The sequence below is a fragment of the Amycolatopsis sp. NPDC049253 genome (assembly GCF_040678995.1).
GTDB lineage: Bacteria > Actinomycetota > Actinomycetes > Mycobacteriales > Pseudonocardiaceae > Amycolatopsis.
On record NZ_JBFAQX010000005.1, the window covers coordinates 394,781 to 418,133 of the forward strand.

25 protein-coding genes and 2 riboswitches are annotated in these 23,353 nt (G+C 71.1%); of the genes, 12 read left to right on the top strand and 13 right to left on the bottom strand.

Going from position 1 to position 23,353, the window contains the following annotated elements; translation table 11 throughout:
- Positions 1 to 7: 7 nt before the first annotated feature.
- Positions 8 to 646, bottom strand: coding sequence for a TetR/AcrR family transcriptional regulator C-terminal domain-containing protein (locus AB0K15_RS15160; RefSeq protein ID WP_364049701.1), 639 nt, complete (start codon positions 644 to 646; stop codon positions 8 to 10).
- Positions 647 to 720: 74 nt separating this feature from the next.
- On the opposite strand from AB0K15_RS15160, the gene AB0K15_RS15165 reads away from it, so the two are divergent.
- Positions 721 to 1,344: a nitroreductase family protein gene (locus AB0K15_RS15165; protein WP_364049703.1), complete on the top strand. Its 624-nt coding sequence runs from the start codon at positions 721 to 723 to the stop codon at positions 1,342 to 1,344.
- Positions 1,345 to 1,349: 5 nt separating this feature from the next.
- A complete protein-coding gene (locus AB0K15_RS15170; RefSeq protein ID WP_364049705.1) occupies positions 1,350 to 3,629 on the top strand; it encodes an AAA family ATPase in 2,280 nt (759 codons plus the stop codon).
- Positions 3,630 to 3,677: 48 nt separating this feature from the next.
- On the opposite strand, the gene AB0K15_RS15175 is transcribed toward AB0K15_RS15170, so the two are convergent.
- Both AB0K15_RS15175 and AB0K15_RS15180 read right to left on the bottom strand, forming a co-directional pair.
- The gene (locus AB0K15_RS15175) at positions 3,678 to 4,352 is read right to left on the bottom strand and encodes a LytR C-terminal domain-containing protein (RefSeq protein ID WP_364049707.1); all 675 of its coding nucleotides are present in this window, start codon (positions 4,350 to 4,352) and stop codon (positions 3,678 to 3,680) included.
- Positions 4,349 to 4,657 carry a DUF3263 domain-containing protein gene (locus AB0K15_RS15180; RefSeq protein ID WP_364049709.1) on the bottom strand — a complete coding sequence of 103 codons (309 nt, stop codon included), beginning with the start codon at positions 4,655 to 4,657 and terminating at the stop codon, positions 4,349 to 4,351. The genes AB0K15_RS15175 and AB0K15_RS15180 overlap by 4 nt, the downstream gene beginning before the upstream one ends.
- 139 nt (positions 4,658 to 4,796) lie before the next feature.
- Between AB0K15_RS15180 and AB0K15_RS15185 the strand changes: the two genes are divergently transcribed.
- The 4 genes from AB0K15_RS15185 to AB0K15_RS15200 all read left to right on the top strand — a co-directional run bounded on the left by AB0K15_RS15185 (position 4,797) and on the right by AB0K15_RS15200 (position 8,648).
- On the top strand, positions 4,797 to 5,366 hold the full coding sequence (locus tag AB0K15_RS15185) for a peptide deformylase (protein ID WP_364049711.1): 570 nt from the start codon (positions 4,797 to 4,799) through the stop codon (positions 5,364 to 5,366).
- Positions 5,367 to 5,702: 336 nt separating this feature from the next.
- Positions 5,703 to 5,834, top strand: a riboswitch (TPP riboswitch).
- Entirely contained in the window at positions 5,828 to 7,471 is a 1,644-nt protein-coding gene (thiC, locus tag AB0K15_RS15190; RefSeq protein ID WP_360593482.1) for a phosphomethylpyrimidine synthase ThiC, read from the top strand. It overlaps the preceding riboswitch by 7 nt.
- Before the next feature lie 128 nt (positions 7,472 to 7,599).
- Positions 7,600 to 8,418: a bifunctional hydroxymethylpyrimidine kinase/phosphomethylpyrimidine kinase gene (gene thiD, locus AB0K15_RS15195; RefSeq protein WP_364049713.1), complete on the top strand. Its 819-nt coding sequence runs from the start codon at positions 7,600 to 7,602 to the stop codon at positions 8,416 to 8,418.
- A gap of 17 nt (positions 8,419 to 8,435) precedes the next feature.
- Positions 8,436 to 8,648: a hypothetical protein gene (locus AB0K15_RS15200; protein ID WP_220247898.1), complete on the top strand. Its 213-nt coding sequence runs from the start codon at positions 8,436 to 8,438 to the stop codon at positions 8,646 to 8,648.
- Positions 8,649 to 8,701: 53 nt separating this feature from the next.
- Here AB0K15_RS15200 and AB0K15_RS15205 read toward each other — a convergent pair whose 3' ends face one another.
- Positions 8,702 to 9,097 carry a helix-turn-helix domain-containing protein gene (locus tag AB0K15_RS15205; protein WP_364049715.1) on the bottom strand — a complete coding sequence of 132 codons (396 nt, stop codon included), beginning with the start codon at positions 9,095 to 9,097 and terminating at the stop codon, positions 8,702 to 8,704.
- 100 nt (positions 9,098 to 9,197) lie between these two features.
- Between AB0K15_RS15205 and AB0K15_RS15210 the strand changes: the two genes are divergently transcribed.
- On the top strand, positions 9,198 to 10,121 hold the full coding sequence (locus AB0K15_RS15210; RefSeq protein ID WP_364049717.1) for an NADP-dependent oxidoreductase: 924 nt from the start codon (positions 9,198 to 9,200) through the stop codon (positions 10,119 to 10,121).
- A gap of 61 nt (positions 10,122 to 10,182) precedes the next feature.
- On the opposite strand, the gene AB0K15_RS15215 is transcribed toward AB0K15_RS15210, so the two are convergent.
- Positions 10,183 to 11,202 carry a phosphatidylinositol-specific phospholipase C domain-containing protein gene (locus AB0K15_RS15215; RefSeq protein WP_364049719.1) on the bottom strand — a complete coding sequence of 340 codons (1,020 nt, stop codon included), beginning with the start codon at positions 11,200 to 11,202 and terminating at the stop codon, positions 10,183 to 10,185.
- A gap of 113 nt (positions 11,203 to 11,315) precedes the next feature.
- Here AB0K15_RS15215 and thiD (AB0K15_RS15220) point away from each other — a divergent pair, with 113 nt between their 5' ends.
- The gene (thiD, locus tag AB0K15_RS15220) at positions 11,316 to 12,149 is read left to right on the top strand and encodes a bifunctional hydroxymethylpyrimidine kinase/phosphomethylpyrimidine kinase (RefSeq protein ID WP_364049721.1); all 834 of its coding nucleotides are present in this window, start codon (positions 11,316 to 11,318) and stop codon (positions 12,147 to 12,149) included.
- A gap of 218 nt (positions 12,150 to 12,367) precedes the next feature.
- Here thiD (AB0K15_RS15220) and AB0K15_RS15225 read toward each other — a convergent pair whose 3' ends face one another.
- The 4 genes from AB0K15_RS15225 to thiO form a co-directional block, all read right to left on the bottom strand.
- Positions 12,368 to 12,799 (bottom strand): MarR family transcriptional regulator, encoded by a 432-nt coding sequence (locus AB0K15_RS15225; protein ID WP_285972041.1) that lies wholly within the window; start codon positions 12,797 to 12,799, stop codon positions 12,368 to 12,370.
- 179 nt (positions 12,800 to 12,978) lie between these two features.
- Positions 12,979 to 13,740 carry a thiazole synthase gene (locus AB0K15_RS15230; RefSeq protein ID WP_364049959.1) on the bottom strand — a complete coding sequence of 254 codons (762 nt, stop codon included), beginning with the start codon at positions 13,738 to 13,740 and terminating at the stop codon, positions 12,979 to 12,981.
- A complete protein-coding gene (thiS, locus tag AB0K15_RS15235) occupies positions 13,737 to 13,937 on the bottom strand; it encodes a sulfur carrier protein ThiS (protein ID WP_285972039.1) in 201 nt (66 codons plus the stop codon). Before thiS ends, AB0K15_RS15230 begins: the two co-directional genes overlap by 4 nt.
- Positions 13,937 to 15,013, bottom strand: coding sequence for a glycine oxidase ThiO (gene thiO / locus AB0K15_RS15240; protein WP_364049724.1), 1,077 nt, complete (start codon positions 15,011 to 15,013; stop codon positions 13,937 to 13,939). The genes thiS and thiO overlap by 1 nt, the downstream gene beginning before the upstream one ends.
- Positions 15,008 to 15,113: riboswitch (TPP riboswitch) on the bottom strand. Its footprint overlaps the gene before it by 6 nt.
- A 30-nt stretch (positions 15,114 to 15,143) precedes the next feature.
- Here thiO and thiE point away from each other — a divergent pair.
- Positions 15,144 to 15,809, top strand: a complete 666-nt coding sequence (gene thiE, locus AB0K15_RS15245; protein WP_364049726.1) for a thiamine phosphate synthase — start codon at positions 15,144 to 15,146, stop codon at positions 15,807 to 15,809.
- On the opposite strand, the gene AB0K15_RS15250 is transcribed toward thiE, so the two are convergent.
- Positions 15,806 to 16,603: a hypothetical protein gene (locus AB0K15_RS15250; RefSeq protein ID WP_364049728.1), complete on the bottom strand. Its 798-nt coding sequence runs from the start codon at positions 16,601 to 16,603 to the stop codon at positions 15,806 to 15,808. The two genes, thiE and AB0K15_RS15250, sit on opposite strands and share 4 nt — an antisense overlap.
- A gap of 155 nt (positions 16,604 to 16,758) precedes the next feature.
- On the opposite strand from AB0K15_RS15250, the gene AB0K15_RS15255 reads away from it, so the two are divergent.
- Complete coding sequence (locus tag AB0K15_RS15255; RefSeq protein WP_364049730.1) at positions 16,759 to 17,703, top strand: threonine/serine dehydratase; 945 nt, start codon at positions 16,759 to 16,761, stop codon at positions 17,701 to 17,703.
- A 4-nt stretch (positions 17,704 to 17,707) separates the two neighbouring features.
- Here the strand turns inward: AB0K15_RS15255 and AB0K15_RS15260 are convergent, their stop codons facing one another.
- Positions 17,708 to 19,261 (bottom strand): MFS transporter, encoded by a 1,554-nt coding sequence (locus tag AB0K15_RS15260; RefSeq protein WP_364049732.1) that lies wholly within the window; start codon positions 19,259 to 19,261, stop codon positions 17,708 to 17,710.
- 102 nt (positions 19,262 to 19,363) lie between these two features.
- Positions 19,364 to 20,119, bottom strand: a complete 756-nt coding sequence (locus AB0K15_RS15265; protein WP_364049734.1) for a GntR family transcriptional regulator — start codon at positions 20,117 to 20,119, stop codon at positions 19,364 to 19,366.
- Positions 20,120 to 20,274: 155 nt separating this feature from the next.
- On the opposite strand from AB0K15_RS15265, the gene AB0K15_RS15270 reads away from it, so the two are divergent.
- Both AB0K15_RS15270 and AB0K15_RS15275 read left to right on the top strand, forming a co-directional pair.
- Positions 20,275 to 21,318 (top strand): SIS domain-containing protein, encoded by a 1,044-nt coding sequence (locus AB0K15_RS15270; RefSeq protein WP_364049736.1) that lies wholly within the window; start codon positions 20,275 to 20,277, stop codon positions 21,316 to 21,318.
- A complete protein-coding gene (locus AB0K15_RS15275) occupies positions 21,315 to 22,316 on the top strand; it encodes a BadF/BadG/BcrA/BcrD ATPase family protein (RefSeq protein WP_364049738.1) in 1,002 nt (333 codons plus the stop codon). The genes AB0K15_RS15270 and AB0K15_RS15275 overlap by 4 nt, the downstream gene beginning before the upstream one ends.
- A gap of 106 nt (positions 22,317 to 22,422) precedes the next feature.
- On the opposite strand, the gene AB0K15_RS15280 is transcribed toward AB0K15_RS15275, so the two are convergent.
- Positions 22,423 to 23,091, bottom strand: coding sequence for a DUF3159 domain-containing protein (locus tag AB0K15_RS15280; RefSeq protein ID WP_364049740.1), 669 nt, complete (start codon positions 23,089 to 23,091; stop codon positions 22,423 to 22,425).
- Positions 23,092 to 23,353 lie beyond the last annotated feature (262 nt).

Here is a 23,353-nt window from a genome sequence, read left to right on the forward strand (position 1 = left end):
CCGCGCGTCAGCGAGCCGCTGCCGTGCGCAGGCCGGCGAGCAGCAGGTCGAGCTGGTCGTGGAAGTCCTGCACGCAGTCGACGTCGGCCAGTGACGGCAGCACGCGGTACAGGTTCGGCAGTTCCTCCGGCGTGACCATGCGGCTGAACCAGTCGCCGACGGGTTCGTCCCGCTGCGCGACGCCCCCGGCGACGGAGTCGGCCAGCGCCGCGCCGAACGTGAGTCCCATCAGCGACCGGTAGCCGCGGGCCGCGGCTACCTCGTCGAGCCCGGCGTCGAGCAGCGCGCCCAGCAAGGCGTCGATCACGCGCAACGCTCCGGGCGAGCGCGGGTTCGCCTCCTCGGCCGCCAGCGCGCGCACCACGGCCGGGTGCCGCGTGAACGCCGTGTAGAGGCCTTCGGCGAGCCGGCGGACGCGGGTTTCCCAGCTCCACGACGGCACCGGCAGCGGCACGGACTCGAAGACGCGCGCGGTGAGCCCGTCGAGCAGGTCGCCCTTGTTCTTCACGTGGTTGTAGAGCGACATCGCCTCGACCCCGAGGCGGGCCGCGAGCTTGCGCATCGACAGCGCGCCCATGCCGTCGGCGTCCACCAGGGCCAGCGCTTCGTCGAGGACTTTTTCCCGCGTCAGGGTTTCGCGCACCACGGCCGAATCCTAGCTTACGGCGTAAGTACTTACGGTGTACGCTTACGTCGTAAGTATGACACTGGAGGGACACCATGGACGCCGAAACGCTGCTCACCACCACCCGTTCCGTCCGCCGCAAGCTGGACCTCGACCGGCCGGTCGAGGCCGCGGTGATCGAGGACTGCCTGCGCATCGCCCAGCAGGCGCCCGCCGCCGGTGGCCTGCTGAAGGCGCAGCGCTGGGTCGCCGTGCTGGACCCCGGACTACGCGCCGAGGTCGCGGCGATCACCAGGAAGGCCGCGCACGAGGTGTGGCAGCACTACGCGCACCTGGCCGACACCAGCATGTTCGCCTCGGCCCGCCACCTCGTGGAGAACCTCGACCGGGTACCGGCGCTGGTGCTGCCGTGCATGCCGGGCCGGCCGCCGGCGTCGGCCGCGGAGCAGTCGTCGTTCTACGGTTCGATCTACCCGGCGATCTGGAGCTTCCAGCTCGCCCTGCGCACGCGCGGCCTGGCGAGCTCTCTGTGCAGCTACCACCTCGCCGGCCACGAGCCGGACGTCGCGCGCCTGCTGGGGATCCCCGCCGATGTCACGCAGGTCGGCCTCATCGCCGTGGCGCACTCGACGCAGCGTGACTTCTCCCCCGCCGCGCGGCCACCGGTGGGCGAGATCCTGTCGTTCGACGCCTGGACGGGGTCCGCGTCGCTAGGGTGAACGGCGTGAGCGACCCGCAGATCACGCTGACCGTCAGGCACACGCCGTCCGCACTGGATTCCCGGCGCGGAGTCGTGCGGATGCACCCCGAGGTGCTCGACGCGCTGGGCCTGCGCGCCTGGGACGCCGTGCACCTCACCGGCGCTCGCCGCAGCGCCGCGCTCGCCGCGCCGGCCGAGGAGGGCCTGCCGGGCGTGGTGCTGACCGACGACGTCACGATGTCGAACCTCGGTGTGTCCGAGGGGGCCGAGATCGTGGTGACGCCGGCCGACGTCGCGGCGGCCAAGACGGTCACGGTCTCCGGCTCGCGGCTGGCCAGCGTGTCCGTGCCGCCGCAGACGCTGCGGCTCGCGCTCACCGGCAAGGTGCTCACGCGCGGCGACGCCGTCTCCCTGCTCCCCCAGGACCTGGCGCCGGCGCCGGGTTCGGACGTCGCGGCCGTGCGCGGGCAGCTGTCGCGCGCGATCGGCGCGACGTGGACCAACGAGCTGCTCACGGTCACCGCCACGGAGCCCGCGGGCGTGGTCGTGGTCGGACCGTCCACTGTGGTCAGCTGGCGCGACGGCGCCCGCACGGGCGAGACGCCGACCGACACCGTGCCCACGCGCAGCGCGACGGCCCTCGTCCGCAGCACGGCCGTGACGGCGGCCGAGGACTACCTCGAGGCCGAGGTCATCGAGGAGACCAAGCCGGAGGAGCTGACGGAACCGGTCCCGCCCGTCGCCGACCTGGTCGGCGCGGAAGGAGCCGCGCGCAAGCTCGCCGAGTGGTTCGATCTGGCGTTCCGGCGGCCGGAGCTGCTGATGCGGCTGGGCACGTCGGCGCACCTGGGCGTGCTGCTGTCCGGGCCGGAGGGGGTCGGCAAGGCGACGCTGGTGCGGTCCGTCGCGCAGGCCGAGAAGGTGCGTGTGGTGTCGCTGGTCGCGCCCAACATCGCCGTGCTGGAGCCGAACACCGCCCACGCCCGGCTGCGCGAGGCCGTGACCCGCGCCGCCGAGGGCGACGGGCCGGGCGTGCTGCTGATCAACGACGTCGACGCGCTCCTGCCCGCCACGCAGCCGCCGCCGGTGGCCACGGTCGTCCTGGAGGAACTGCGCGCGGCCATGCGCCGCGAGGGCCTCGCCGTGGTGGCGACGACGCAGCGCGCCGAGTCCGTGGACCCGCGGCTGCGCACCGCCGACCTGCTCGACCGCGAGCTCGGCCTGCCCCTGCCCGACGCGAAGACCCGCGTGGGGCTGCTGCGGATCCTGCTGCGTGACGTGCCCGTGGAACCCGGCGCCGACCTGGGCGTGCTCGCCGAGAAGACGCCCGGGTTCGTCGCCGCCGACCTCATCGCCCTGCGCCGCGACGCGGCTCTGCGGGCCGCGCTGCGCCAGCGTGAGGTCGCCGAGCCGCGGATCTCGGAGCACGACCTGCTCGACGCGCTCGCCACCGTCCGGCCGATCTCGCTGTCCACTTCGGACAACCTGGCCACGGGCGGGCTGACGCTCGAGGACGTGGGCAACATGGTCGACGTCAAGCAGGCCCTCACCGAGACGGTGCTGTGGCCGCTGCGCTACCCGGATTCCTTCGCCCGCCTGGGCATCGACCCGCCGCGTGGCGTGCTGCTGTACGGCCCGCCCGGCGGCGGCAAGACGTTCCTCGTGCGCGCGCTGGCGGGCACGGGCGCGCTCAACGTGTTCGCGATCAAGGGCGCCGAGCTGCTGGACAAGTGGGTCGGCGAGTCGGAGCGGGCCGTGCGCGACCTGTTCCGGCGGGCCGCCGACGCCGCGCCGTCGCTGATCTTCCTCGACGAGATCGACGCGCTGGCGCCGCGGCGCGGGCAGTCGTCCGACTCCGGCGTGGCCGACCGCGTGGTCGCCGCGCTGCTCACGGAGCTCGACGGCGTGGAGCCGATGCGCGAGGTCGTGGTGCTCGGCGCCACGAACCGGCCCGAGCTCGTGGACCCGGCGCTGCTGCGGCCGGGCCGGCTGGAGCGGCGCATCTACGTGCCGCCGCCCGACGCCGAGTCGCGCACCGCGATCCTCAAGGCGACGTCGAAGAACACGCCGCTGGCGTCCGATGTGGATCTGGCGGCCATCGCGTCCACCCTGGACGGTTACTCCGCCGCCGACTGCGCCGCGCTCATCCGCGAGGCCGCGCTCACGGCGATGCGCGAGTCGCTCGAGGCGCACGTGGTCACGGCCGCCCACCTGGCGAAAGCGCGTGAGGTCGTGCGGCCGTCGCTCGACGCGGCGCAGCTGGCGACGCTGGAGGCGTACGCGCAGGCGCAGCAGGAACGCTGACGGCGACGGGGCCCCGCCTGCCCGGCGGAGCCCCGTTGTTTTCGCTGGTCAGCTGCCCTTGTGGCCGCTCTGGTAATCCTTCGTGATGATCACGATCACGCCCGGGCTCGAGTTCTGGATGCCGTCGAACCGCGGCTGGGCCTGGAAGCCGAACTCGGCGGCCAGCTGCTTCGCGGCGGCCTCCTCGTCGGTGCCCGGCCGGAAGTAGGCCGTGGTGTGCGGGATCACGCCCTGCGGGTAGTTGCCGACCTCGGGCACGTTCCAGCCCGACGCGCGGAAGTCTTGGGCGGCCTGCTCGGCGAGGTGCGGGATCGTGGAGTTGTTGTAGACCCGCACGGTCACCCACTTGTTGGTCGCCTGCTGGTCGCCGCCCGGCTGCCCCGGCTGACCACCGGGCTGGCCGGGCTGACCCGGCTGTCCGCTCGGCTGACCAGGCTGGCCCGGCTGCCCCGGCTGGCCGGCCGGCGGCGACGAAGGCGCCGACGAAGCAGGCGAAGACGGGGCCGAAGACGAAGGCGACGTCGCCGAGGACGACGAGCCCGGCCCCGCCTGCGACGACGACGACGGCGACCCGCTCGAGCTGGTGGGCCCGGCGGTGTTGTCACCCGATCCATTACCCGACAGCGCGGTCACGCCGCCGATGATCGCGGCGATCACGGCGACGCCGATGAGCGCGACGCCCGCGGCCCGCATGGGCCGGGACAGTCCCGAGAAGAAACTCATGACAGTTCGATCCCCAGCCGCCTGGCGCCGCGCTTGCGCTGCCGGGCGGCGCGCGTCTTGCGCAGCCGCTTCACCAGCATCGGGTCGGCCGCCATGGCCTCAGGCTTTTCCAGCAGTGTGTTCAGCAGCTGGTAGTAACGGGTCGAGGACAGCGAGAACCGTTCCCGGATGGCGTTCTCCTTGGCACCGGCGTGCCGCCACCACTGACGTTCGAACGCGAGGATCTCCACCTCACGCCCGGTCAGGCCACCCACATTCTCCGGCGGCGACGGCTGGTCCTCAGCCATCGACTCCGCGGCGTCCATGCGGTCCTCGCAATCGGTGTCGGCTGTCCTTCCGCGGGCGCCATTCAACCACGGAACCCACGCTCGACATGGGCATCCGGCGCGGCGCGTCACGGTCCGATCCAGGTGTATCAGACGGGTCCGACTAAACTCGCTGCTCGTGACCGTCCACCCCATCCGCATCGCCGGCGATCCCGTGCTGCACCAGCCGACCCGTGAGGTCACGGAGTTCGACGAGCAGCTGCGCACGCTGACCGAGGACATGTTCGAGACGATGTACGCCGCCGAAGGCGTGGGCCTCGCGGCCAACCAGATCGGCCTCGACCTGCGCCTGTTCGTCTACGACTGCCCCGACGACGAGGGCGTCGAGCACCGCGGCCTGGTGGTGAACCCGAAGCTGGAGACGTCCGAGATCCCCGAGACCATGCCGGACCCGGACGACGACTGGGAGGGCTGCCTCTCGGTCCCCGGCGAGTCCTACCCCACCGGCCGCGCCTCGTGGGCCCGCGTGACCGGTTTCGACGTGACGGGTGAGCCGATCACCGTCGAGGGCACCGGCTACTTCGCCCGCTGCCTGCAGCACGAGACGGATCACCTGGACGGGCACCTGTACCTCGACCGCCTCGTGGGCCGCCACGCGCGGGCGGCGAAGAAGATGCTGAAGAAGAACAAATGGGGTGTGCCGGGGTTGAGCTGGCTGCCGCCGAAGGACGAGCCCGCCGAGGCCTGAGTTTCTTTGTCGACGAGTCTCCCGGTCCGGGTTGGGGCCGGGAGCCTCGTTTCGGCACTTTATCGGCCGGGGAAAGGCGCCGAAAAAACGCCGTTCGGGCAATTTCGCGGGCCGCGTGAGTAGCCGGCCTGATTCCGCGGAAACAACGGCGGGCGGAAACCCCGGGAATTCTCGAGTACGTCCGCTGCACCGCCATCGGCACCGGTCGCCGGAGCCGGCCGGTGACTGTCACGTGAACCCCTGTCGGCCGCCTGCTCCGATCCGGTGAAGAACACACCGGACGAGCGGCCGCCTTGTGCTCGCGTGATCCGCCGTGGCATGGTCGAGGGACAACCTCATAACCAACGCGGGAGCTCGCGCCTTGGCGGGCTGAGAGGGCGGCTGGTGTCTGTCTGTGGACACCCGGTGCCGCCGACCGCATGAACCTGACCGGGTAATGCCGGCGTAGGGAGTGAACGTCGTTGACGACGCTGGAGAACGAGCCTGCCATCACGCCTTCCGTGACCACGGGGCCGATCACCGGTTCGCACAAGGTCTACCACCGCACCGAGTCGGGCCTGCGGGTTCCGGCGCGGCGCATCGACCTGTCGAACGGTGAGCACTTCGACGTGTACGACACGTCCGGGCCGTACACCGACCCGGACGCGAAGATCGACGTCCACAATGGACTTCACCCGCTGCGTGCGGGCTGGGCCGACGGCCGCGCGCACAACACCCAGCTCGGCTGGGCCAAAGCGGGCGTGATCACGCGCGAGATGGAGTTCATCGCCGCGCGCGAGCGGTGCTCACCCGAGTTCGTGCGCGACGAGGTCGCGCGCGGGCGGGCGGTGATCCCCGCCAACCGCAAGCACCCGGAAAGCGAGCCGATGATCATCGGCAAGAAGTTCCTGGTGAAGATCAACGCAAACATGGGCAACTCGGCCGTCTGGTCCTCAGTGGAGGAAGAGGTCGACAAGATGGTGTGGGCCACCCGCTGGGGCGCCGACACGATCATGGACCTGTCCACCGGCAAGCGCATCCACGAGACGCGCGAGTGGATCGTCCGCAACTCCCCCGTGCCCGTGGGCACCGTGCCGATCTACCAGGCGCTGGAGAAGGTCAACGGGGAGCCGGAAAAACTGTCGTGGGAGGTCTACCGCGACACGATCATCGAGCAGTGCGAACAGGGTGTCGACTACGTCACCGTCCACGCGGGTGTGCTGCTGCGCTACATCCCGCTCACCGCCCGGCGCGTGACCGGGATCGTGAGCCGCGGCGGCTCGATCATGGCCGCGTGGTGCCTCGCGCACCACAAGGAATCCTTCCTGTACACGAACTTCGAGGAACTCTGCGAGATCCTGCGCAAGTACGACGTCACATTCTCCCTCGGCGACGGCCTGCGCCCCGGTTCGATCGCCGACGCCAACGACCGCGCGCAGTTCGCCGAGCTCGAGACCCTCGGTGAGCTCACGCACATCGCGCGCGAACACGACGTGCAGGTGATGATCGAGGGCCCCGGCCACGTGCCGATGCACAAGATCAAGGAGAACGTGGAGCTGGAGGAACAGCTCACCGGCGAGGCGCCGTTCTACACCCTCGGTCCACTCGCGACGGACATCGCGCCGGCCTACGACCACATCACCTCGGCCATCGGCGCCGCACAGATCGGCTGGTACGGCACGGCGATGCTGTGTTACGTCACGCCGAAGGAGCACCTCGGACTGCCCAACCGCGACGACGTGAAGACCGGCGTGATCACCTACAAGATCGCCGCGCACTCCGCCGACCTCGCCAAGGGCCACCCCCACGCGCACGAGTGGGACGACGAGCTGTCCAAGGCCCGTTTCGAGTTCCGCTGGAACGACCAGTTCAACCTGGCGCTCGACCCCGACACCGCACGGTCGTACCACGACGAGACGCTGCCCGCGGAGCCGGCGAAGACCGCCCACTTCTGCTCGATGTGCGGTCCGAAGTTCTGCTCGATGCGGATCACCCACGACGTGCGCAAGTACGCCGAGGAGCACGGTCTGTCCACTGTGGAGGCCATCGAGGCCGGCATGGCGGAGAAGTCAGCCGAGTTCGGCGAGCAGGGCAACAAGGTCTACCTCCCGGTCGTCGGGCAGTAGCTCCACCCGCTATTACCAATCCGGCCAAAAGCAGGCCGACCCCCAAGCGGCACGTAACCGTTGCAGCGAAGCCATTCGGCCGTGGCTGTGGTCGGATTGGTAATGATCGGCACAGTGAGGCAGTAGTCATGACTGAAACCCCTCGCACGGCCCTCACCATCGCCGGATCCGACTCCGGCGGTGGTGCGGGCGTGCAGGCCGACCTGCGCACGTTCTTCGCCCACGGTGTCCACGGGCTCGTCGCGCTCACGGCCGTCACGGTGCAGAACTCGCTCGGTGTGCAGGGCTTCACCGAGATCCCGGCCGACGTCGTCACGGCGCAGATCAAGGCCGTGGCCGGCGACATGGGCGTGAATGCGGCCAAGACCGGCATGCTCGCCACGGCCGACATCATCCAAGCCGTGGCGAGGACGCTCGACGAGGTCCACATCGGACGCGACACGGACACCCCGTTCGTCGTCGACCCGGTGGCGGCGTCGATGACCGGCCACGCGCTGCTGCGCGAGGAGGCGCTGGAAGCCATCCGCACGGAGCTCTTCCCGCGCGCCACGCTGATCACGCCGAACCTCGACGAGGTGCGGCTGCTCACCGGCATCACGGTCACCGGCGCGCAAACCCAGCGCGCGGCGGCCGAGGCGCTGCTGGAGTTCGGGTCTCGATGGGTGCTCGTGAAGGGCGGGCACCTCTACGAGGCCGAGGACTGCGTGGACCTGCTGACCGACGGCACGGACGTGCTGGAGCTCAGCGGCGTGCGCATCGACACGGAGAACACCCACGGCGGCGGCGACACGATGGCCTCGGCCATCACGTCGTCGCTCGCCAAGGGCGCCGACGTGCCGACGGCGGTGACTGAGGCGAAGAAGTTCATCGAACGCTGCGTCGCCGAGGCCTATCCGCTGGGCGCCGGAGTGGGGCCGGTGTCCCCGTTCTGGCGGCTGGCCGACTGACCGGCCACACTGGACCCGTGACCGACGACGCCGCCGCCCGCGCACTGTGGGCGCAGATGCCTTTGGACCTGCAGTTCGAGGTCGACCAGCTGGTCTCGGCCAACAAGCCGGCCGCGGCCCTCAAGGTGATTCGGAAATGGGGCCTGGACCCCAAACCGGGCATCGCCGAGAGCCGGGCCGTGACCGACTACCGGAAAAGCGTGCTGAAGCCGCCGCCGCGCTTCACCTGAGTCGCCACACCCCATGGGGCGTTCGGTGCGCCCAACGCCGCATGGGGGCGCGGCTAGTTCACGGGTTCGAACGAGCGCGTGTCGTAGCTGCTCCGCGCCTGGCGGATCCGGTCGAAGTTCGACTGCGACCACGTGCTCAGCGCCACCAGGTGCGCGCTGACCTCCGCACCCATCGGGGTGAGCGCGTACTCGACGGTCGGCGGCGTCGTCGGGAAGACCTTGCGGCTGACGAAACCGTCGCGTTCGAGGTTGCGCAGGTTCTGCGTGAGCATCTTCTGGCTGATGCCGCCGACGGCGCGGCGCAGCTCGCCGAAGCGGTGCGGCCGCTGCTCCAGCACGCCGAGCACGAGCGCCGTCCACTTGTTCGCGAGCAGGTCGAGCACACCGCGGCACGGACAGCTCTTGAGATAAACGTCCCAGGATCCGTCCTGGTCACAGGTGGTTTCCATCAGGTACCTACGGTACGGGGAAGTGCCTGCTGGCGAAAAGTGACCACTGGGCCGAGTATAGGGGTAGACCGAGCGAGCCGACCAGAAGGAGAGATCCGAGATGCGCGTGGTGACCCAGCGGGAGTTCGGCGGCCCGGAGGTGCTGCGGGTGACCGAGACCGACCGCCCGGCACCGGGCCCGACCGAGGTGCTGGTGCGCGTGCACGCCGCCGGCATCAACCCCGTCGACTGGAAGACCCGGGCGCACCAGGTGTTCCTGAGCCAGCCGCCTTACACGCTGGGCTGGGACGTGTCCGGCGTCGTCGAAGAGGTGGGATTCGGGGCCACCGGCGTGAAGCAGGGCGACGAGGTGCTCGGCATGCCGTGGTTCCCACGCGAGGCCGCGGCCTACGCGGAGTACGTGACGGCGCCGTCCCGGCAGTTCGTCCGCAAGCCGGCCGGACTGTCGCACGCGGAGGCGGCCGGGCTGCCGCTGGCCGGGCTCACGGCGTGGCAGGCGCTGGTGGACGTCGCGGAAGTCCGGAATGGACAGCGGGTGCTCGTGGACGCGGCCGCCGGCGGTGTCGGTCACCTCGCCGTGCAGATCGCGAAGGCGCGCGGTGCGTACGTGCTCGGCACGGCCAGCGCGGGGAAGCACGACTTCCTGCGGTCGTTGGGCGTGGACGAGCCGATCGACTACCGCGACGAGAACGCGACGCCGGCGGATCTCGACGTCGTGCTCGGGCTCGTCGGCGAGGACAGCGACCTGCGCTGGCTGCCGTCGCTCAAGCCCGGCGGTTTGCTCATCAGCGTGCCCAGCGGCGTCGGCACGCGGGCTCAGGAGGAGGCGGCCAAGCGAGGCGTGCGGACGGCGCCGATCCTCGTGGAGCCCGACCGCGTCGGGCTGCTCGGGCTGGTGCAGCTCGTCGAGGCCGGGCAGCTGAAGGTGCACGTGGACCAGACGTTCCCCCTCGAGGACGCGGCGAAGGCCCACGAGGTGGGCGAAGGCGGGCGCGTCACGGGGAAACTGGTGCTCACCGTCTGATGTAGACGAACAGTGGCCCCGGCTTCACAGCCGGGGCCACTGTGGACTGTCCAGGTGGCACTCAGCCGCGCGCGATGACCTGCGGCAGCACCGTGGTCAGGCCCGTCCAGTCGGACGTGACCACGGACGCGTGCTGCGCCGCCAGCTCGGCCACACGCTGGTTGGCCTGATCGACGGTCGGGTTGTGGTCGTCGATGGCCGGGGCGACGTTCTGGCCGTCGGTCATCACCACGTAGTAGTGGTTGGCGTCGTACCACCACGGGCCGGTTTGCGTGACCCACGTGTTGGCGTCGCCGTCGAAGACCACGAACCACGGCTTGAGGTTCGCCGCGTACTTGTCACGCGGGTCGCCGCCGACGGCGCCGTGCACGGTCGGGAAGATCTGGACGTCGCCGAGCTTGCCCGCGTTCTTCTGCGCCAGCAGGTAGTTCGCGTACTCGACGTCGGTGTGCAGCGTGTCGGTGGGGTTCTGCTCCTCGACCGTGCCCGGGATGATCTCGGTCAATACCTTGCCGTGCAAGGCGTCCACGCTCGGCCAGTTGTCCGCCTTGGCCGCGTCGTCCAGCGTCGCGTAGCTGCCGAGCAGGTCGGCCGGCTTGAACACGGCGCTGCCGAGATGGGCGCGGAACACGGCGTCGAGCTCATCGGGGCCCATGCCGGTGTTGTCCGAGAAGCCGGTCTTCATCTCGAGCTTCAGCGTGATCGGCGTGTGGTCCGGGTGGGCCGCGAGCCAGATGCGGATGTCGTCGAGGCAGTACTCGAGGTTCTTGTTCGTACCGCCCTGGTAGAGATCGGCGGTCGTCGACGCGGCGACGCAGTTGTTGCTGTTGCCCAACGGGTTCGAGTGGCTCACCTTCCACTCGTGCGTGATGAAGTCCGGCCACACGTCGAGCTCGATCAGCGACGAGCCGTTGTCCAGCGCCTGAGCGAGGAACGGGTACGCGGCCGGGTCGTAGGTGTTGTGCACGCCGACCGTCGTCACGTGCGAGAGCTTCGGGCTGTCCGCGTTCGCCACGGCTGCCCCGGACAACGACGTGGCGACGAGCGCGGCGACCGCCACGACCACTGAAGCGAGTTTCATCCTGACCCCTTCACCCACCGATAGTGCGATGGCACTCACACTGTGCCACCGTGATGGACTGTGGATGAAGGACAGCTGACCAAATGGACTAGACCAGAAGTCGGAAAGTGCCCATGACTGAAAACCCGAGCCCGCCGTCGGCGTTGACCATCGCCGGTTCCGACTCCGGCGGCGCAGCCGGACTCCAGGCCGATTTGCGGACATTCCTCACTTGTGGCGTGCACGGGCTCGTCGCCGTGACGGCCGTGACGGTGCAGAACACGTTGGGAGTCCACGATCGCGCGGACATCCCACCGCACGTCGTCGCCGGCCAGATCGAGGCCGTCGCATCGGACATGGGTGTGGGCGCGGCGAAAACGGGCATGCTCGCGTCGGCGCAGATCATCCACGCCGTGGCGACGGCGTGCGACAACGCGGGCATCGGGCGCGACTACGACGTGCCGTTCGTGGTCGACCCGGTGGCGGCGTCGATGACCGGCCACCCGCTCTTCGACGCCGACGGGCTGTCCGCGCTGCGCGAGGAGCTGCTGCCGCGCGCGACCGTGCTGACGCCGAACCTCGACGAGGTGCGCCTGCTGACCGGCCTGACCGTGACCGACCGCGAGGGCATGCACACCGCAGCCGTGGTGCTGCACCGGCTGGGCCCCCGCTACGTGCTCGTGAAAAGTGGCCACCTCGTCTCCGACCCGGAGTGCGTGGACCTCCTCTTCGACGGCTCGACGTTCGTGGAGCTGCCCGGCCCGCGCTTCAACACCCCGCACACGCACGGCGCCGGCGACACCATGGCGTCGGCGCTGACGGCGGGGCTGGCCAAGGGCATGTCGGTCGTCGAGGCCGCCCGCTACGGCAAGTGGTTCGTGTCGCACGCGGTCGAGCACTCGTACCCGATGGGCGCGAAGGTGGGACCGGTGTCGGCGTTCTGGCGGCTCGCGCCGGAGGACCGTTAGCCGGCCGCGGCCGCGATGGCATCGGCGCGGCAGCGATTCGGCGGGCCGGTGGCCAGTGGTCGCGACAAGCTGTGGCAGGTGTTCGGCGGAGCGGTCTCGGCCGCGGTCAGCCGAGCGCAAGACCATCGCCCACAGTGAGGCGTCTGGCGGTGCTCGCGCGCTGACGCCCGCGGTCACGTCCGTCCGGAACGGGCACCGCGCGGGGTGACCCGGTCGCCCTAGCTGTCGTCGGAGATCAGGGCCTCCAGGGCCGGCAGCGCGACCGTGAGGGCTTCGCGGTATTCCGGGCTCAGCTTGTCGAGGCGGCGGTTCAGCTCCTGCACGCGGGTGGACCGCACGCCGGACACGAGCCGCTCGCCCTCTTCCGTCGCGCGGGCGAGCCAGGCGCGGCGGTCGACGGGGTCGGATTCGCGCGTGACGTAACCCGCCTCGACGAGGGTGGCGATGATGCGCGACATCGTGGCCGCCGCGACGCCCTCCTTCGCGGCGAGGTCACCGAGGCGCAGCTGACCGAAGTGGACGAGCGTCGCGAGGGCCGAGATCGCGCCGTGGCCGGGCCCGGGGACCCCCGCCTGCCGCAACGAGCGCGACAGCCGCCCCACGGCCAGGTACAACCTGCCCGAGACGTCCTGGACCGAGGATAGAGTCACGGCTGGCTCCTCCCGCTGTTGCCCGCCGCCTTTGCGCCGGAAAGGTGTCGTCCACCATAAGGCCTGACGGTGCACGTTCGGCGTTAAGCGCGGACGAAATCACCGACCGGGGCGCCCAACGCGGCCCACTTGCACCAGGCGGCTTACCCGCGTTTACCCCGGCAGGGCGAAACCGGCCGTCACCGGGGCGGGCTCGACGCGTGCGCCCAGAAGCGCTGCGGGACTCGGCCGGCGTCGCGCGCCAGGCGGCCCGCCTCGACGCCCGCGCGCATCGCCGCGGCCATCCGTTCCGGGTCCTTCGCGCGCGTGACGGCCGTGGACAGCAGCACCGCGTCGCAGCCGAGTTCCATGGCGAGGCACGCGTCGGACGCGGTGCCGATACCCGCGTCGAGGATGACGGGGACCATGGCACGCGCGACGATCAGCTCGATGTTGTGCGGGTTGCGGATGCCGAGGCCCGTGCCGATGGGGGCACCCAAAGGCATCACGGCCGCGCAACCGGCTTCCTCGAGCCGCAGGGCGAGCACCGGGTCGTCGTTGGTGTACGCGAGCACGGTGAAACCGTCGGCCGCCAGTTGTTCTGCGGCGTCGAGGGTTTCGAACGGGTCGGGCAGCAGGGTGCGGTCGTCGGCGTGGACCTCGAGCTTGATGAGGTCCGTGTCGAGTGCCTCGCGGGCCAGCTGAGCGGTCAGCACTGCCTCCGCGGCGGTGCGGCAGCCGGCGGTGTTGGGCAGCAGCTTGATCCCGAGGCGCCGCACGAGGCCGAGCACGCCGGTGCCGCCGTCGGCGTCGGCTTTGCGCATGGCGACCGTCGTGAGTTCGGTACCCGACGCGACCAGCGCGCGTTCCAGCACCGACAGGTTCGCGGCACCACCGGTCCCGATGATCAGCCTCGACGTCAGCTTGTGTTCTCCGATGACCAGAGCGTCGTCCACCGTCAGCCTCCCTGCACCGCGGTCAGCACGTCGATGTTCGCGCCCTTCGGCACCACCGACGCCTCCCACTCCCCCCGGCGCACGACCTCGCCGTTCACCGCGACGGCCACGCCCTGGCGCGTCACGTCGAGCGCGTCGAGCACCTCCGAAACGGTGGCGCCGTCGGGGAACTCGCGCCAGCTCCCGTTGACCTTGATCTCCATCAGACTCGCTCCTTCTGCAGCAAACGGGCGGGCGCGGCCGCCCCGACTTCGTCCGGTGGGGTCTCGCCGGCCAGCCACGCGACCACGGCGTCGGCAGTCACGGGGGCCATCAGCAGGCCGTTGCGGTGGTGCCCCGTCGCCGCGTACACGCCTTCGCCGAGCTCACCGATGTACGGCAGCGCGTCGCGGCTTCCCGCGCGCAGCCCGGCCGCGGTCTCGACGAGCTCGTACTCCGTGATGCCCGGCAGGATCCGTTCGGCGCCTTCGAGCAGCTCCCGCACGCCACGCGCGGTCACGGTCTCGTCGAAGCCCGCTTCGTACTGCGTCGCGCCGAGCACCAGCTCGCCGTCCGCGCGCGGCACGAGGTAGATCGGCCGGCCCTCCACCACCGCGCGCACCGTGTACGGCGGGGGCGGCAGGCAGCCCCGGCGCGGCCGCAGCCGAAGGATCTCGCCCTTGAGCGGTCGCACGGCGTCGGCCAGCAGCGGGTGCAACGTGCCCGTCCACGCGCCGGCCGCCAGCACGACGGGACCGGTCACGTCGTCGAGCGAAGTCACCCGCGAAGCGGAGAACTCGACCCCCCGTTTCGCACACGCCGCCAGCAGCGCCGTGAGCAGCTTCCGGTTGTCGACAGCCAGGTCACCGGGCACGTGCAGCCCGCCGCGCACCGCACCCAGGCCCGGCGCGAGCCGGCGCGCCGCCCGTCCGGTGAGCCGCTCGACGTCGCGGCCCAGCGAGGTCAGGTACTCCGCGAGGATGTCGAGGTGCCCGGCGTCGGCGCTGTCGAACGCGACCACGATCGTGCCGTGCGAAGCCAGCCCCGGGTCCGTGCCCTCGGCCGCGAGGTCACGCGCGAACGCCGGCCAGCGCCGCAGCGACTCCTCGCCGAGGCTGAGCACGTGCTCCTCACCCGGCCACGCCTCCGTGACCGGCGCCAGCATGCCGCCGGCCAGCCAGGACGCGCCGCGCGCGGGTGCCGGATCGACCACCGTGACGCGACGGCCGCGGGCCGCCGCGCGCCAAGCGGCGGACAGGCCGATGACACCACCGCCGACGATGGTCAGGTTCTCGCTCATGGAAATCACGCTCCCTGCGCCGGCATGACCCGGATCAGGTTCCACGGTCGGAGCGGCAGCTCCCTCTCAGCCCGTGCCTCGGGCTCCCGTGCGGACCACCCCACCGTAGCGCGCGGGTAACGTCCCCGCTATGCCCGCCCTGACCGGATCACAGATCCGCACCCGCCTGGCCGATTCGCGGCTGTACCTGTGCACCGACGCCCGCTCGTCGCGTGGCGACCTCGCCGAGTTCATCGACGCGGCGCTGGCCGGCGGCGTCGACATCGTGCAGCTGCGCGACAAGACGAACGGCGCCCCGCTCGAGGCCGCACAGGAGATCGCGGCGCTCGAGGTGCTCGCCGAAGCGTGCGCGCGCCACGGTGCGCTGCTGTCGGTGAACGACCGCGCCGACGTCGCCCTCGCCGTGGGCGCCGACGTGCTGCACCTGGGCCAACACGACATCCCTGTGCCGCTCGCCCGCCGCATTCTGGGCGACGACGTGGTGATCGGCCGCTCCACGCACTCGGTCGAACAGGCCACTGCGGCCGCCGCCGAAGACGGCGTGGACTACTTCTGCACCGGCCCGTGCTGGCCGACGCCGACCAAGCCCGGCCGGTACGCGCCGGGCCTCGATCTGGTCCGGGCCACTGCGGAAACCGGTACCGACCGGCCGTGGTTCGCGATCGGCGGCATCGACACCGAACGGCTGCCGGAGGTGCTCGCCGCCGGCGCGACGCGGATCGTCGTGGTCCGCGCCATCACCGAAGCCGAAGACCCGAAGGCGGCCGCGCAGGCGCTCAAGTCCCGGCTCGGTTAGGGGGTCGGGGTCGCCGAACCCGCCTTCGTCTGCGGCGCGCTCGGCGTGGTCGACGCCGCCCCGCCCGTGCTCGACGGCGGCGGCGCACTGTCCGAGCTACTCGAAGACGTCGGGCTTTCGCTGGTCGACGTGCTCGAAGACGAGGACGACGGCGGCGGGGTGTTCGACTCGGTCTCGCTGGGCGGCGGGGTGTTCTGCAAGGTCGAGGGCGGGTTGTCGTCCTGCTTCTGCTGCTGCTGGCTCGTGCCCGAGTTGCCGTGGTTGAAGACGCCGGATCCCACCTCGCCGTGCAAGGCCAGCTCCGCCCCCACCGCCACGGCGATCGCGATGGCCGTGGCGACCACGCTCGTCCCGATGATGATCGGCCAGCGCAGCTTCCGCAGTTTGTCGGCGAACGATTCCTCCGGCTCCGGCCGCTGCGGCCCGGCGAGCTTCGAGATCCGCACCGTCGGCATCTCCGACGGGTCGAGCGGCAGGAGCACGGTCGGCATCTGCGCCGGGTCGTCCACCGGCGACAGCCCGGGCTTGCTCCCCCTGCGCTGCCCGGCCGTCACGAGCGCCGCGCGCGCCTTCAGCGCGGCCTCGCGCGTGCGCTGCAGCGAACGCAGGTACAGCTCGGCGCCCACCGTGGTGATCACGCTCGCCACCCCGGCGCCCACGACGGTCCCCGCCACGCCGAGCGTCGAACCCAGCAATGCGGCCGTGACGGCGGCCAGTGCCGTCGCCACCACCTGCGCCGGGCGGAAACTCTTCTTCTCGCCCTGCTCCGACGTCTTTTCCTGCTGCTGACTCATGATCCCGATCTACTAGTACCCGCGCGATTTCCCCTCCGGGGTTCAACGAGTAAGTCGCGCGAGGAACTCCCCGCGTTGCCCATCCGTGAGCGAGGACACGTTGACCGTCCACAATGGATGGACTACGGCTCACACTTTCCTGACATAATCACCACATGCGATTGGTGACGATCTCCGACATCGAGGCCGCGGCGAAGCGGGTAGCCGACCACGCCGTGCGCACGCCGCTGCTGCGCCAGCACTGGGCCGAAGGCGAGCTGTGGCTCAAACCCGAGAGCCTGCAACAGATCGGCGCGTTCAAGATCCGCGGCGCGTACAACGCGATCGCCTCACTCGACGACGCGGAGCGCGCACGCGGCGTGGTCTCGTACTCCAGCGGTAACCACGCCCAGGCCGTCGCCTACTCCGCGAACGCCTTCGGCATCCCCGCCGTGATCGTGGTGCCGGACGTCGCGCCGCGCCTCAAGGTCGAGGCCACGCGGAGCTGGGGCGCCGAGGTGATCGAGGTCCCGATCGCCGAGCAGGAACCGGTCGCGTCCGCGCTGGCGAAGGAGCGCGGGCTCACCTACATCCCGCCGTTCGACCACCCCGACGTGATCGCGGGGCAGGGCACCGCGGGCCTGGAAATCGCCACCGACCTGCCGGACGTCGACACCGTGCTCGTGCCGGTGAGCGGCGGCGGGCTCGCCTCCGGCGTCGGCACGGCGATCAAGGCGCTGTGCCCCGGCGCGAAGGTGATCGCCGTCGAGCCCGAGCTGGCCGGCGACACCGCTGAGAGCCTGCGCGCCGGCCGCCGCGTCCAGTGGCCGATGGAGCAGCGCGCCCGCACGATCGCCGACGGCCTGCGCGCCCAGCCGTCGGACCTCACGTTCGCGCACTTGCAGAGCGTGCTCGACGGCATCGTCACCGTGACCGAGGACGAGATCCGCGACGCCACGCGCGTGCTGGCCCGCCGGGCTCGGATCGTGGCGGAGCCCAGCGGCGCGACGGCCACCGCCGCGTTCCTCCACCACGCCGGCGAGCTGCCGGGCGGCAAGACGGTGTCGGTGATCTCCGGTGGCAACGTCGACCCGGAACTGCTGGCCGAGCTACTCGCGTAGCGGCTCAGTCGCGCGCCGGGCCCGGGCGGACGTGGGTCGGCGGTCCGTCCACGCCGCACGAGAAGCACTCGCCGAGGTGCGGCGACTCGTCGTCCACGGTCCGCTTGGCCTCGGGCCCGGCCGCGCCACCGGAGGCGTCTCCGGAATCGTCCGGTGAACCGAGCACGCCGTTGTGAATCCCCAACGCGATGAGGCCTCCGGCGATCGCCAGAACGGCGCAGATGAGCAGTGCCATGCGCCAGCCGGCCGTCAGCGCGACGGGGTCACGGTAGGCCGAACCGGTGAGTCCGGCGGCCGCGGGCAGGACCGCGACCGCAAGAAGACCACCCGTTCGGGCGATCGCGTTGTTCACTCCGGACGCGACACCGGCGAAGCGGTCGGGGGCCGCGGCGAGCACCGTCGCGGTCACCGGCGCCACCGTGCACGCGAGTCCGAGGCCGAACACGACCACCGCGGGGAAGACCGAACCGAGGTACGAGGACCCCGGTCCGACGCGGATCAGCAGCAGCATGCCGACGCCGATCACGATGGGTCCGACCACCAGCTGCAGGCGCGGCCCGATGCGCTGGGCCAGCGCGCCCGAGCGGCCCGAGAGCAGCAGCATGATGATCGTGATCGGCAGCCCGGCCAGGCCCGCGAGCGTCGGCGGGTAGCCGAGGGAGACCTGCAGCTGCAGGACCAGCAGCATCATCACGGCGCCGAGGGCGGCGTAGACCACGAACGTGAGCGCGTTGGAGAGCGTGAACGTCCGGTTGCGGAAGAGGCTGGGCGGCACGAGCGGTTCACGGGAGTGGTGCTGCAGCCAGAGGAACACGCCCAGCCCGGCGATGCCGGCGACCAGCGCGATCAGCACGATCGGGTCGCCGATGCCGCGGCCGGGCGCTTCGACCAGCGCGCCGGTGATCCCCGCGAGCCCGATCGCGCCCGTCGCGGCGGCCGTGAAGTCGGGGTGGCCGGTGGCCGTCTCGTCGCGCGACTCGGGCACGAACTTCAGCGCCATCAGCACCACGACGAGCGCCAGCGGCAGGTTGATCAGAAACGCGAGCCGCCAGGACCAGACCTGCACGAGCACGCCGCCGAGCAGAGGTCCGACCGCGGCGGCCAGACCACCCAGCCCGGACCACGCGCCGATCGCGCGCGCCCGGTCATTGTGCGCGAACGACGACTGCAGGATCGCCAGCGAGCCCGGCGTCAGCAGCGCGCCGCCGATGCCCTGGATGATCCGGAAGATCACCAGCTCCGTGGTCGAGGTGGCGATCGCGCACAGCCCCGAGGCGATGCCGAACCAGACCACGCCGATCAGGTACATGCGGCGCCGGCCGTAGCGGTCGCCGAGCGAGCCGGCCACGAGGATCAATGCGGCGAGCGCCAGCATGTAGCCGTCGAGGATCCACTGCAGGCCGGCGACCGTGGCACCGAGCTCTTCGCCGATCCGGGGCAGCGCGACGTTGACGATCGTCCCGTCGAGCATGGCCATGCCCGAACCGAGGATCGTCGTCCACAGCACCCCGCGCGCCAGCGGGGTGCCCCAGCGGATCCCGCTGTCCGTCGTCGTCACCGGGCACGCTCGAAAGTCATGCGCACACGGTGTCGCGACGCCGGTCCGGGCGCAACCACCCGCGCCCGGACCGGCGTCTGCTCGCGGGCCCGCCGGCCCGCCTCACGGCAGCAGCGTCGTGACGAACTTGTAGCGGTCGCCGCGGTACACCGAGCGCGCGAACTCCACCGGCTTGCCGTCGGTGGCGAACGAGTGCCGCGTCAGCATCATCACCGGCATGCCGACGTCCGCGCCGAGCATCTCGGCTTCCTGCGGGCCGGCGAGCGACGTCTCGATCGTCTCCTCGGCGCGCTCGAGCTCGACGCCGTAGTGCTCACGAAGCACTGCGTAGAGCGACCCTCCGGCCGAAATGTGCTTGCGCAGCCCGCGGAAGCGCCCGAGCGGCAAGTGCGTCGTCTCCAGCGCCATGGGCTGGGAATCGGCCAGCCGCAGACGGCGAAGGCGAAGAATTTTCGCACCCTGGCGGATCGCGAGCAGTTTCGCGAGTTCGCCCTCCACGGGCAATTCCTCGAGTTCGAGCAGTTTCGACGACGGCTTCAGGCCTTGCTTGCGCATGTCCTCCGTGTACGAGGACAGCTGCAGCCGCTGCGCGAGCTTCGGCTCGGCCGCGAACGTGCCCTTGCCTTGAACGCGGTGCAAGCGGCCCTCGGCCGTCAGGTCCGCCAGCGCCTGCCGCACGGTGGTGCGCGACACGGTGAACTCGCCCGCCAGCGCCCGTTCCGTCGGGATCGGTGAGCCCGGCGGCAGAGCGTCGAGCAGATCCAGCAGGTGCTGTTTCAGCGCCCAGTACTTGGGTTCGCGCTGTCCGCGCACACCCGCCGTGGTCCCCGCCTCACTCGCGGGGGATGTCTCCAACATGACCGGCTCCCTCAGCTTTCCCTCACTATCGCGCCACTTCCCCGTCAAGAAACGTACCCTTCACCACAAACGCTCCGCCCGGCTAGCATTGGTCTAGACCTGACCGCACGCCGCTCAGCACACCCGGGGCCCCGGTCCCGGCGGAGAGGAAAGTGATGACCCAACAACGTCCCGGCGAGCACATGGCCGCGGAAATCTCGGAGCAGCCTGCCGTACTGGCCGGGCTCGTCGAGCGGCAGGGCGAAATAGCCGAAGTAGCTGAAAAGATTTCACAAAAGCCGCCCCGTTTCGCTTTGCTCGCCGCACGGGGTTCGAGTGACCACGCTGCGTTGTACGCCAAGTACCTGATCGAGGTACTCCTGGGCCTTCCCGCGGGTCTCGTGTCACCGTCCACCGCCACGCTCTACGGCGCACGACCGGACCTGAAGGACGTGCTCTTCGTCACCGTGAGCCAGAGCGGCGGCTCACCCGACCTCATCGAGGTCACCGAAGCCGCCCGTCGCCAGGGCGCGCTCACGGTGTCGGTCACGAACACGCCGGACTCGCCGCTGCGCGCGGCGGCCGAGCTGGGCGTGGACATCGGCGCCGGCGTGGAGAAGGCGGTGGCCGCGACGAAGACGTACTCCGCGACGTTGCTCGCGCTGTACCTGTTCATCGACGCCGTGCGCGGCGGCAAGGCGGCCGACGCGCAGAAGCTCGGCGACCTCGCCCAGCAGACGCTCGACGGCGCTGCCGAAGGCGTGCAGCGCGCGGTGGACCGCTACCGCTTCGTCGACCGCGTCCTCACCACCGGCCGCGGTTACTCGTACGCGACGGCACTCGAAGGTTCACTGAAGCTGGCGGAGACGAGCTACCTCGCCGCCCGCGCGTACAGCGGTGCGGACCTGCTCCACGGTCCGGTCGCGGCCGTCGACGGCGAGACCGCCGTGCTCGCCGTGACCAGCGCGGGCCACGGCGGCGAGGCGATGGGCGAGGTGCTCGAGGCCGTCGGCAAGCGCGGCGCCGACGTGCTCGCGGTCGGATCCGCGTCGGCCGACGTGCCGGCGGCGCTGCGGATCCCCGTGGCACAGACCGCCGAGGAGCTCGCGCCGATCCTGGAGATCCTGCCGATCCAGCGGATCGCGCTCGGGCTTTCGCTCGCGCGCGGCGGTGACCCGGACAGCCCGCGCGGGCTGCTGAAGGTGACCAAGACCCGGTGAGCCTCGTCGTGGGCGTGGACGCCGGTGGCACGTCGACGCGAGCGATCGCGGTCGATGCCACCGGCGCCGTGCTCGGCTCCTCGACGGCCGGCGGCGCCAACCCCAACTCGCACCCGCCGGCCGAGGCGGCCGCGCGCATCGCCTCGGCGATCGAGCAGGCGCTCGGCGGGCGCACGGACGTGCGCGCCGCCGTGGTGGGGCTGGCCGGGGTGAGCAAGCTGTCCGACCCCGCCGTCGCGGCGGTGTTCGCCGGGGCGTGGTCACGGATCGGTTTGGACGGTACGGTTCGGACGGTGGCCGACGCCGAAGTCGCGTACGCGTCGGCGACGTCGGCTCCCGACGGCACCGTGCTCGTGGCGGGCACCGGCTCCATCGCCGGCCGCATCCGCAACCGGCGGATGACCGCCACGGCGGGCGGCTACGGCTGGCTGCTGGGCGACGAGGGCTCGGCGTTCTGGCTCGGGCGAGAGGCCGTGCGATCCACTTTGGAGGCGCTCGGCGGCGGACCGGAGCTCACGGGGCTGCCGGCCGCGGTGCTCGCCGAGGCGTTCGGACCGTCTCCTGTGGACTCTCGGGACGACGGGGCCACTTCAGACAATCCCGATTTCCCCAAGTCGCTTGTCACGGACGCGAATCGGTTGGGCACCGCGCGTGCGCTCATCACGAAGGTCAACGCCGAACCGCCGATCCGGCTCGCCCGGTTCGCGCCCCTCGTGAGCGCCGCGGCGGCCGCCGGAGAAGCCTCGGCACTGGAAATAGTGGCCCGGGCAGCCGATCTTCTCGTCGCCACGGCCCTCGCCACGCGCGACCCGGGCGAGAAAACTCCCGTGGTGCTCGTGGGCAGCGTCCTCACGGGAACCGGGCCGGTGGGACCGCTCGTGAAAACCGGACTGGCCGGGCTCGACGTGCTGACCAGCTCCGACGGGGTCCTCGGCGCCGCGTGGCTGGCCGCAGTGGACGCCTGGGGAGAAACGGCGGCGCGGCCTTCGGCAAGGTGAATACGACCAAAAGCTGGTTCGAAGTGTTCAAACCGTCGACTCAACCCGTCGGTCCGGGTACCGTAGGCAGCGGCCCCCGGACCCTCCCCCCTCGCCGGGGGCCGCCTTATGTCCTGGGTCCGTCTTCCGAACCCGGTTCCGGCGTGAGCCGCAGGCCCGGGTGCCCGGCCGGCAGCGCCTTGTACAGCACCCAGCCGCTCACCGCCACGGTCGCCGCGACCAGTGGCCACGAGAGCGCGGTGCGGGCGATACCGAGAGCCACGACCTGCCCGCCCCACCACAGCAGGCCGTAGACCACCACGCGGATCAGGTACTGCAGCACCCACACCCAGCTCGCCCACGAGTAGGCGCGCAGCAGCGCGGGGTCACGGCGCCAGCGTGTCCTCTGTCCGATCAGGAGCCCCACGATCAGGCCCAGCAGCGGCCAGCGCACCACGATACTGGCGGCGAAGAGCAGGGCGCTCGCGGCGTTGGAGAGCAGCTGCAGCAGGAAGAAGTCCTCCGCGCGGCCGGTGTGCAACGCGATGAGCGCGGCGATCATCACGGCCGCGAGGCTCACGACGACCGCGCGCGCCTTGTCGCCGCGGATCAGCCGGTAGCCGCCGAGCACCACGGCGACCCCGATGGCGACGATCGCGCCCCACGAGATCGACTGCCCGGTGGCCAGCCAGCCCACGACGAAGGCCACCGGCGGGATGCTGGCGTCGATCGCCCCACGGCGGCCACCGAGGATCTGCGCGAGCGACTCGCGCGAAGGCGTCGTCTCGTCCGTCACATCCCCAGCCTGCCGGATACCGGGATGGCAGGTCCGAAGCGGGAGACCTTCGCCACACAGCGTGTCCGATCAGTGCCCGACTGAGCGGTTCGTCACCCCGGATCGAGGTGAAATTCCCGTAATACGGGCGCGCGACGATCCGACAAGATAAGAGACTGTGTCCGCCGGCTGAACCAGGGGTGGCTGCCGGGAAGGATACGGGGACGTCCGATTGTTAGTTGTGGTGTACAACCTAACGCGGGGCAGGCGCGATCAGTCCGGG

What these genes read in the sequence shown, in the direction of transcription:
- AB0K15_RS15165 (WP_364049703.1), top strand. Translation starts at nt 721, where the DNA reads ATGGACGCCGAAACGCTGCTCACCACCACCCGTTCCGTCCGCCGCAAG.
- AB0K15_RS15175 (WP_364049707.1), bottom strand. Translation starts at nt 4,352, where the DNA reads ATGAGTTTCTTCTCGGGACTGTCCCGGCCCATGCGGGCCGCGGGCGTC.
- AB0K15_RS15180 (WP_364049709.1), bottom strand. Translation starts at nt 4,657, where the DNA reads ATGGACGCCGCGGAGTCGATGGCTGAGGACCAGCCGTCGCCGCCGGAG.
- thiD (WP_364049713.1), top strand. Translation starts at nt 7,600, where the DNA reads ATGACTGAAACCCCTCGCACGGCCCTCACCATCGCCGGATCCGACTCC.
- AB0K15_RS15205 (WP_364049715.1), bottom strand. Translation starts at nt 9,097, where the DNA reads ATGGAAACCACCTGTGACCAGGACGGATCCTGGGACGTTTATCTCAAG.
- AB0K15_RS15210 (WP_364049717.1), top strand. Translation starts at nt 9,198, where the DNA reads ATGCGCGTGGTGACCCAGCGGGAGTTCGGCGGCCCGGAGGTGCTGCGG.
- AB0K15_RS15215 (WP_364049719.1), bottom strand. Translation starts at nt 11,202, where the DNA reads ATGAAACTCGCTTCAGTGGTCGTGGCGGTCGCCGCGCTCGTCGCCACG.
- thiD (WP_364049721.1), top strand. Translation starts at nt 11,316, where the DNA reads ATGACTGAAAACCCGAGCCCGCCGTCGGCGTTGACCATCGCCGGTTCC.
- thiS (WP_285972039.1), bottom strand. Translation starts at nt 13,937, where the DNA reads ATGGAGATCAAGGTCAACGGGAGCTGGCGCGAGTTCCCCGACGGCGCC.
- thiO (WP_364049724.1), bottom strand. Translation starts at nt 15,013, where the DNA reads ATGAGCGAGAACCTGACCATCGTCGGCGGTGGTGTCATCGGCCTGTCC.
- thiE (WP_364049726.1), top strand. Translation starts at nt 15,144, where the DNA reads ATGCCCGCCCTGACCGGATCACAGATCCGCACCCGCCTGGCCGATTCG.
- AB0K15_RS15250 (WP_364049728.1), bottom strand. Translation starts at nt 16,603, where the DNA reads ATGAGTCAGCAGCAGGAAAAGACGTCGGAGCAGGGCGAGAAGAAGAGT.
- AB0K15_RS15255 (WP_364049730.1), top strand. Translation starts at nt 16,759, where the DNA reads ATGCGATTGGTGACGATCTCCGACATCGAGGCCGCGGCGAAGCGGGTA.
- AB0K15_RS15265 (WP_364049734.1), bottom strand. Translation starts at nt 20,119, where the DNA reads ATGTTGGAGACATCCCCCGCGAGTGAGGCGGGGACCACGGCGGGTGTG.
- AB0K15_RS15270 (WP_364049736.1), top strand. Translation starts at nt 20,275, where the DNA reads ATGACCCAACAACGTCCCGGCGAGCACATGGCCGCGGAAATCTCGGAG.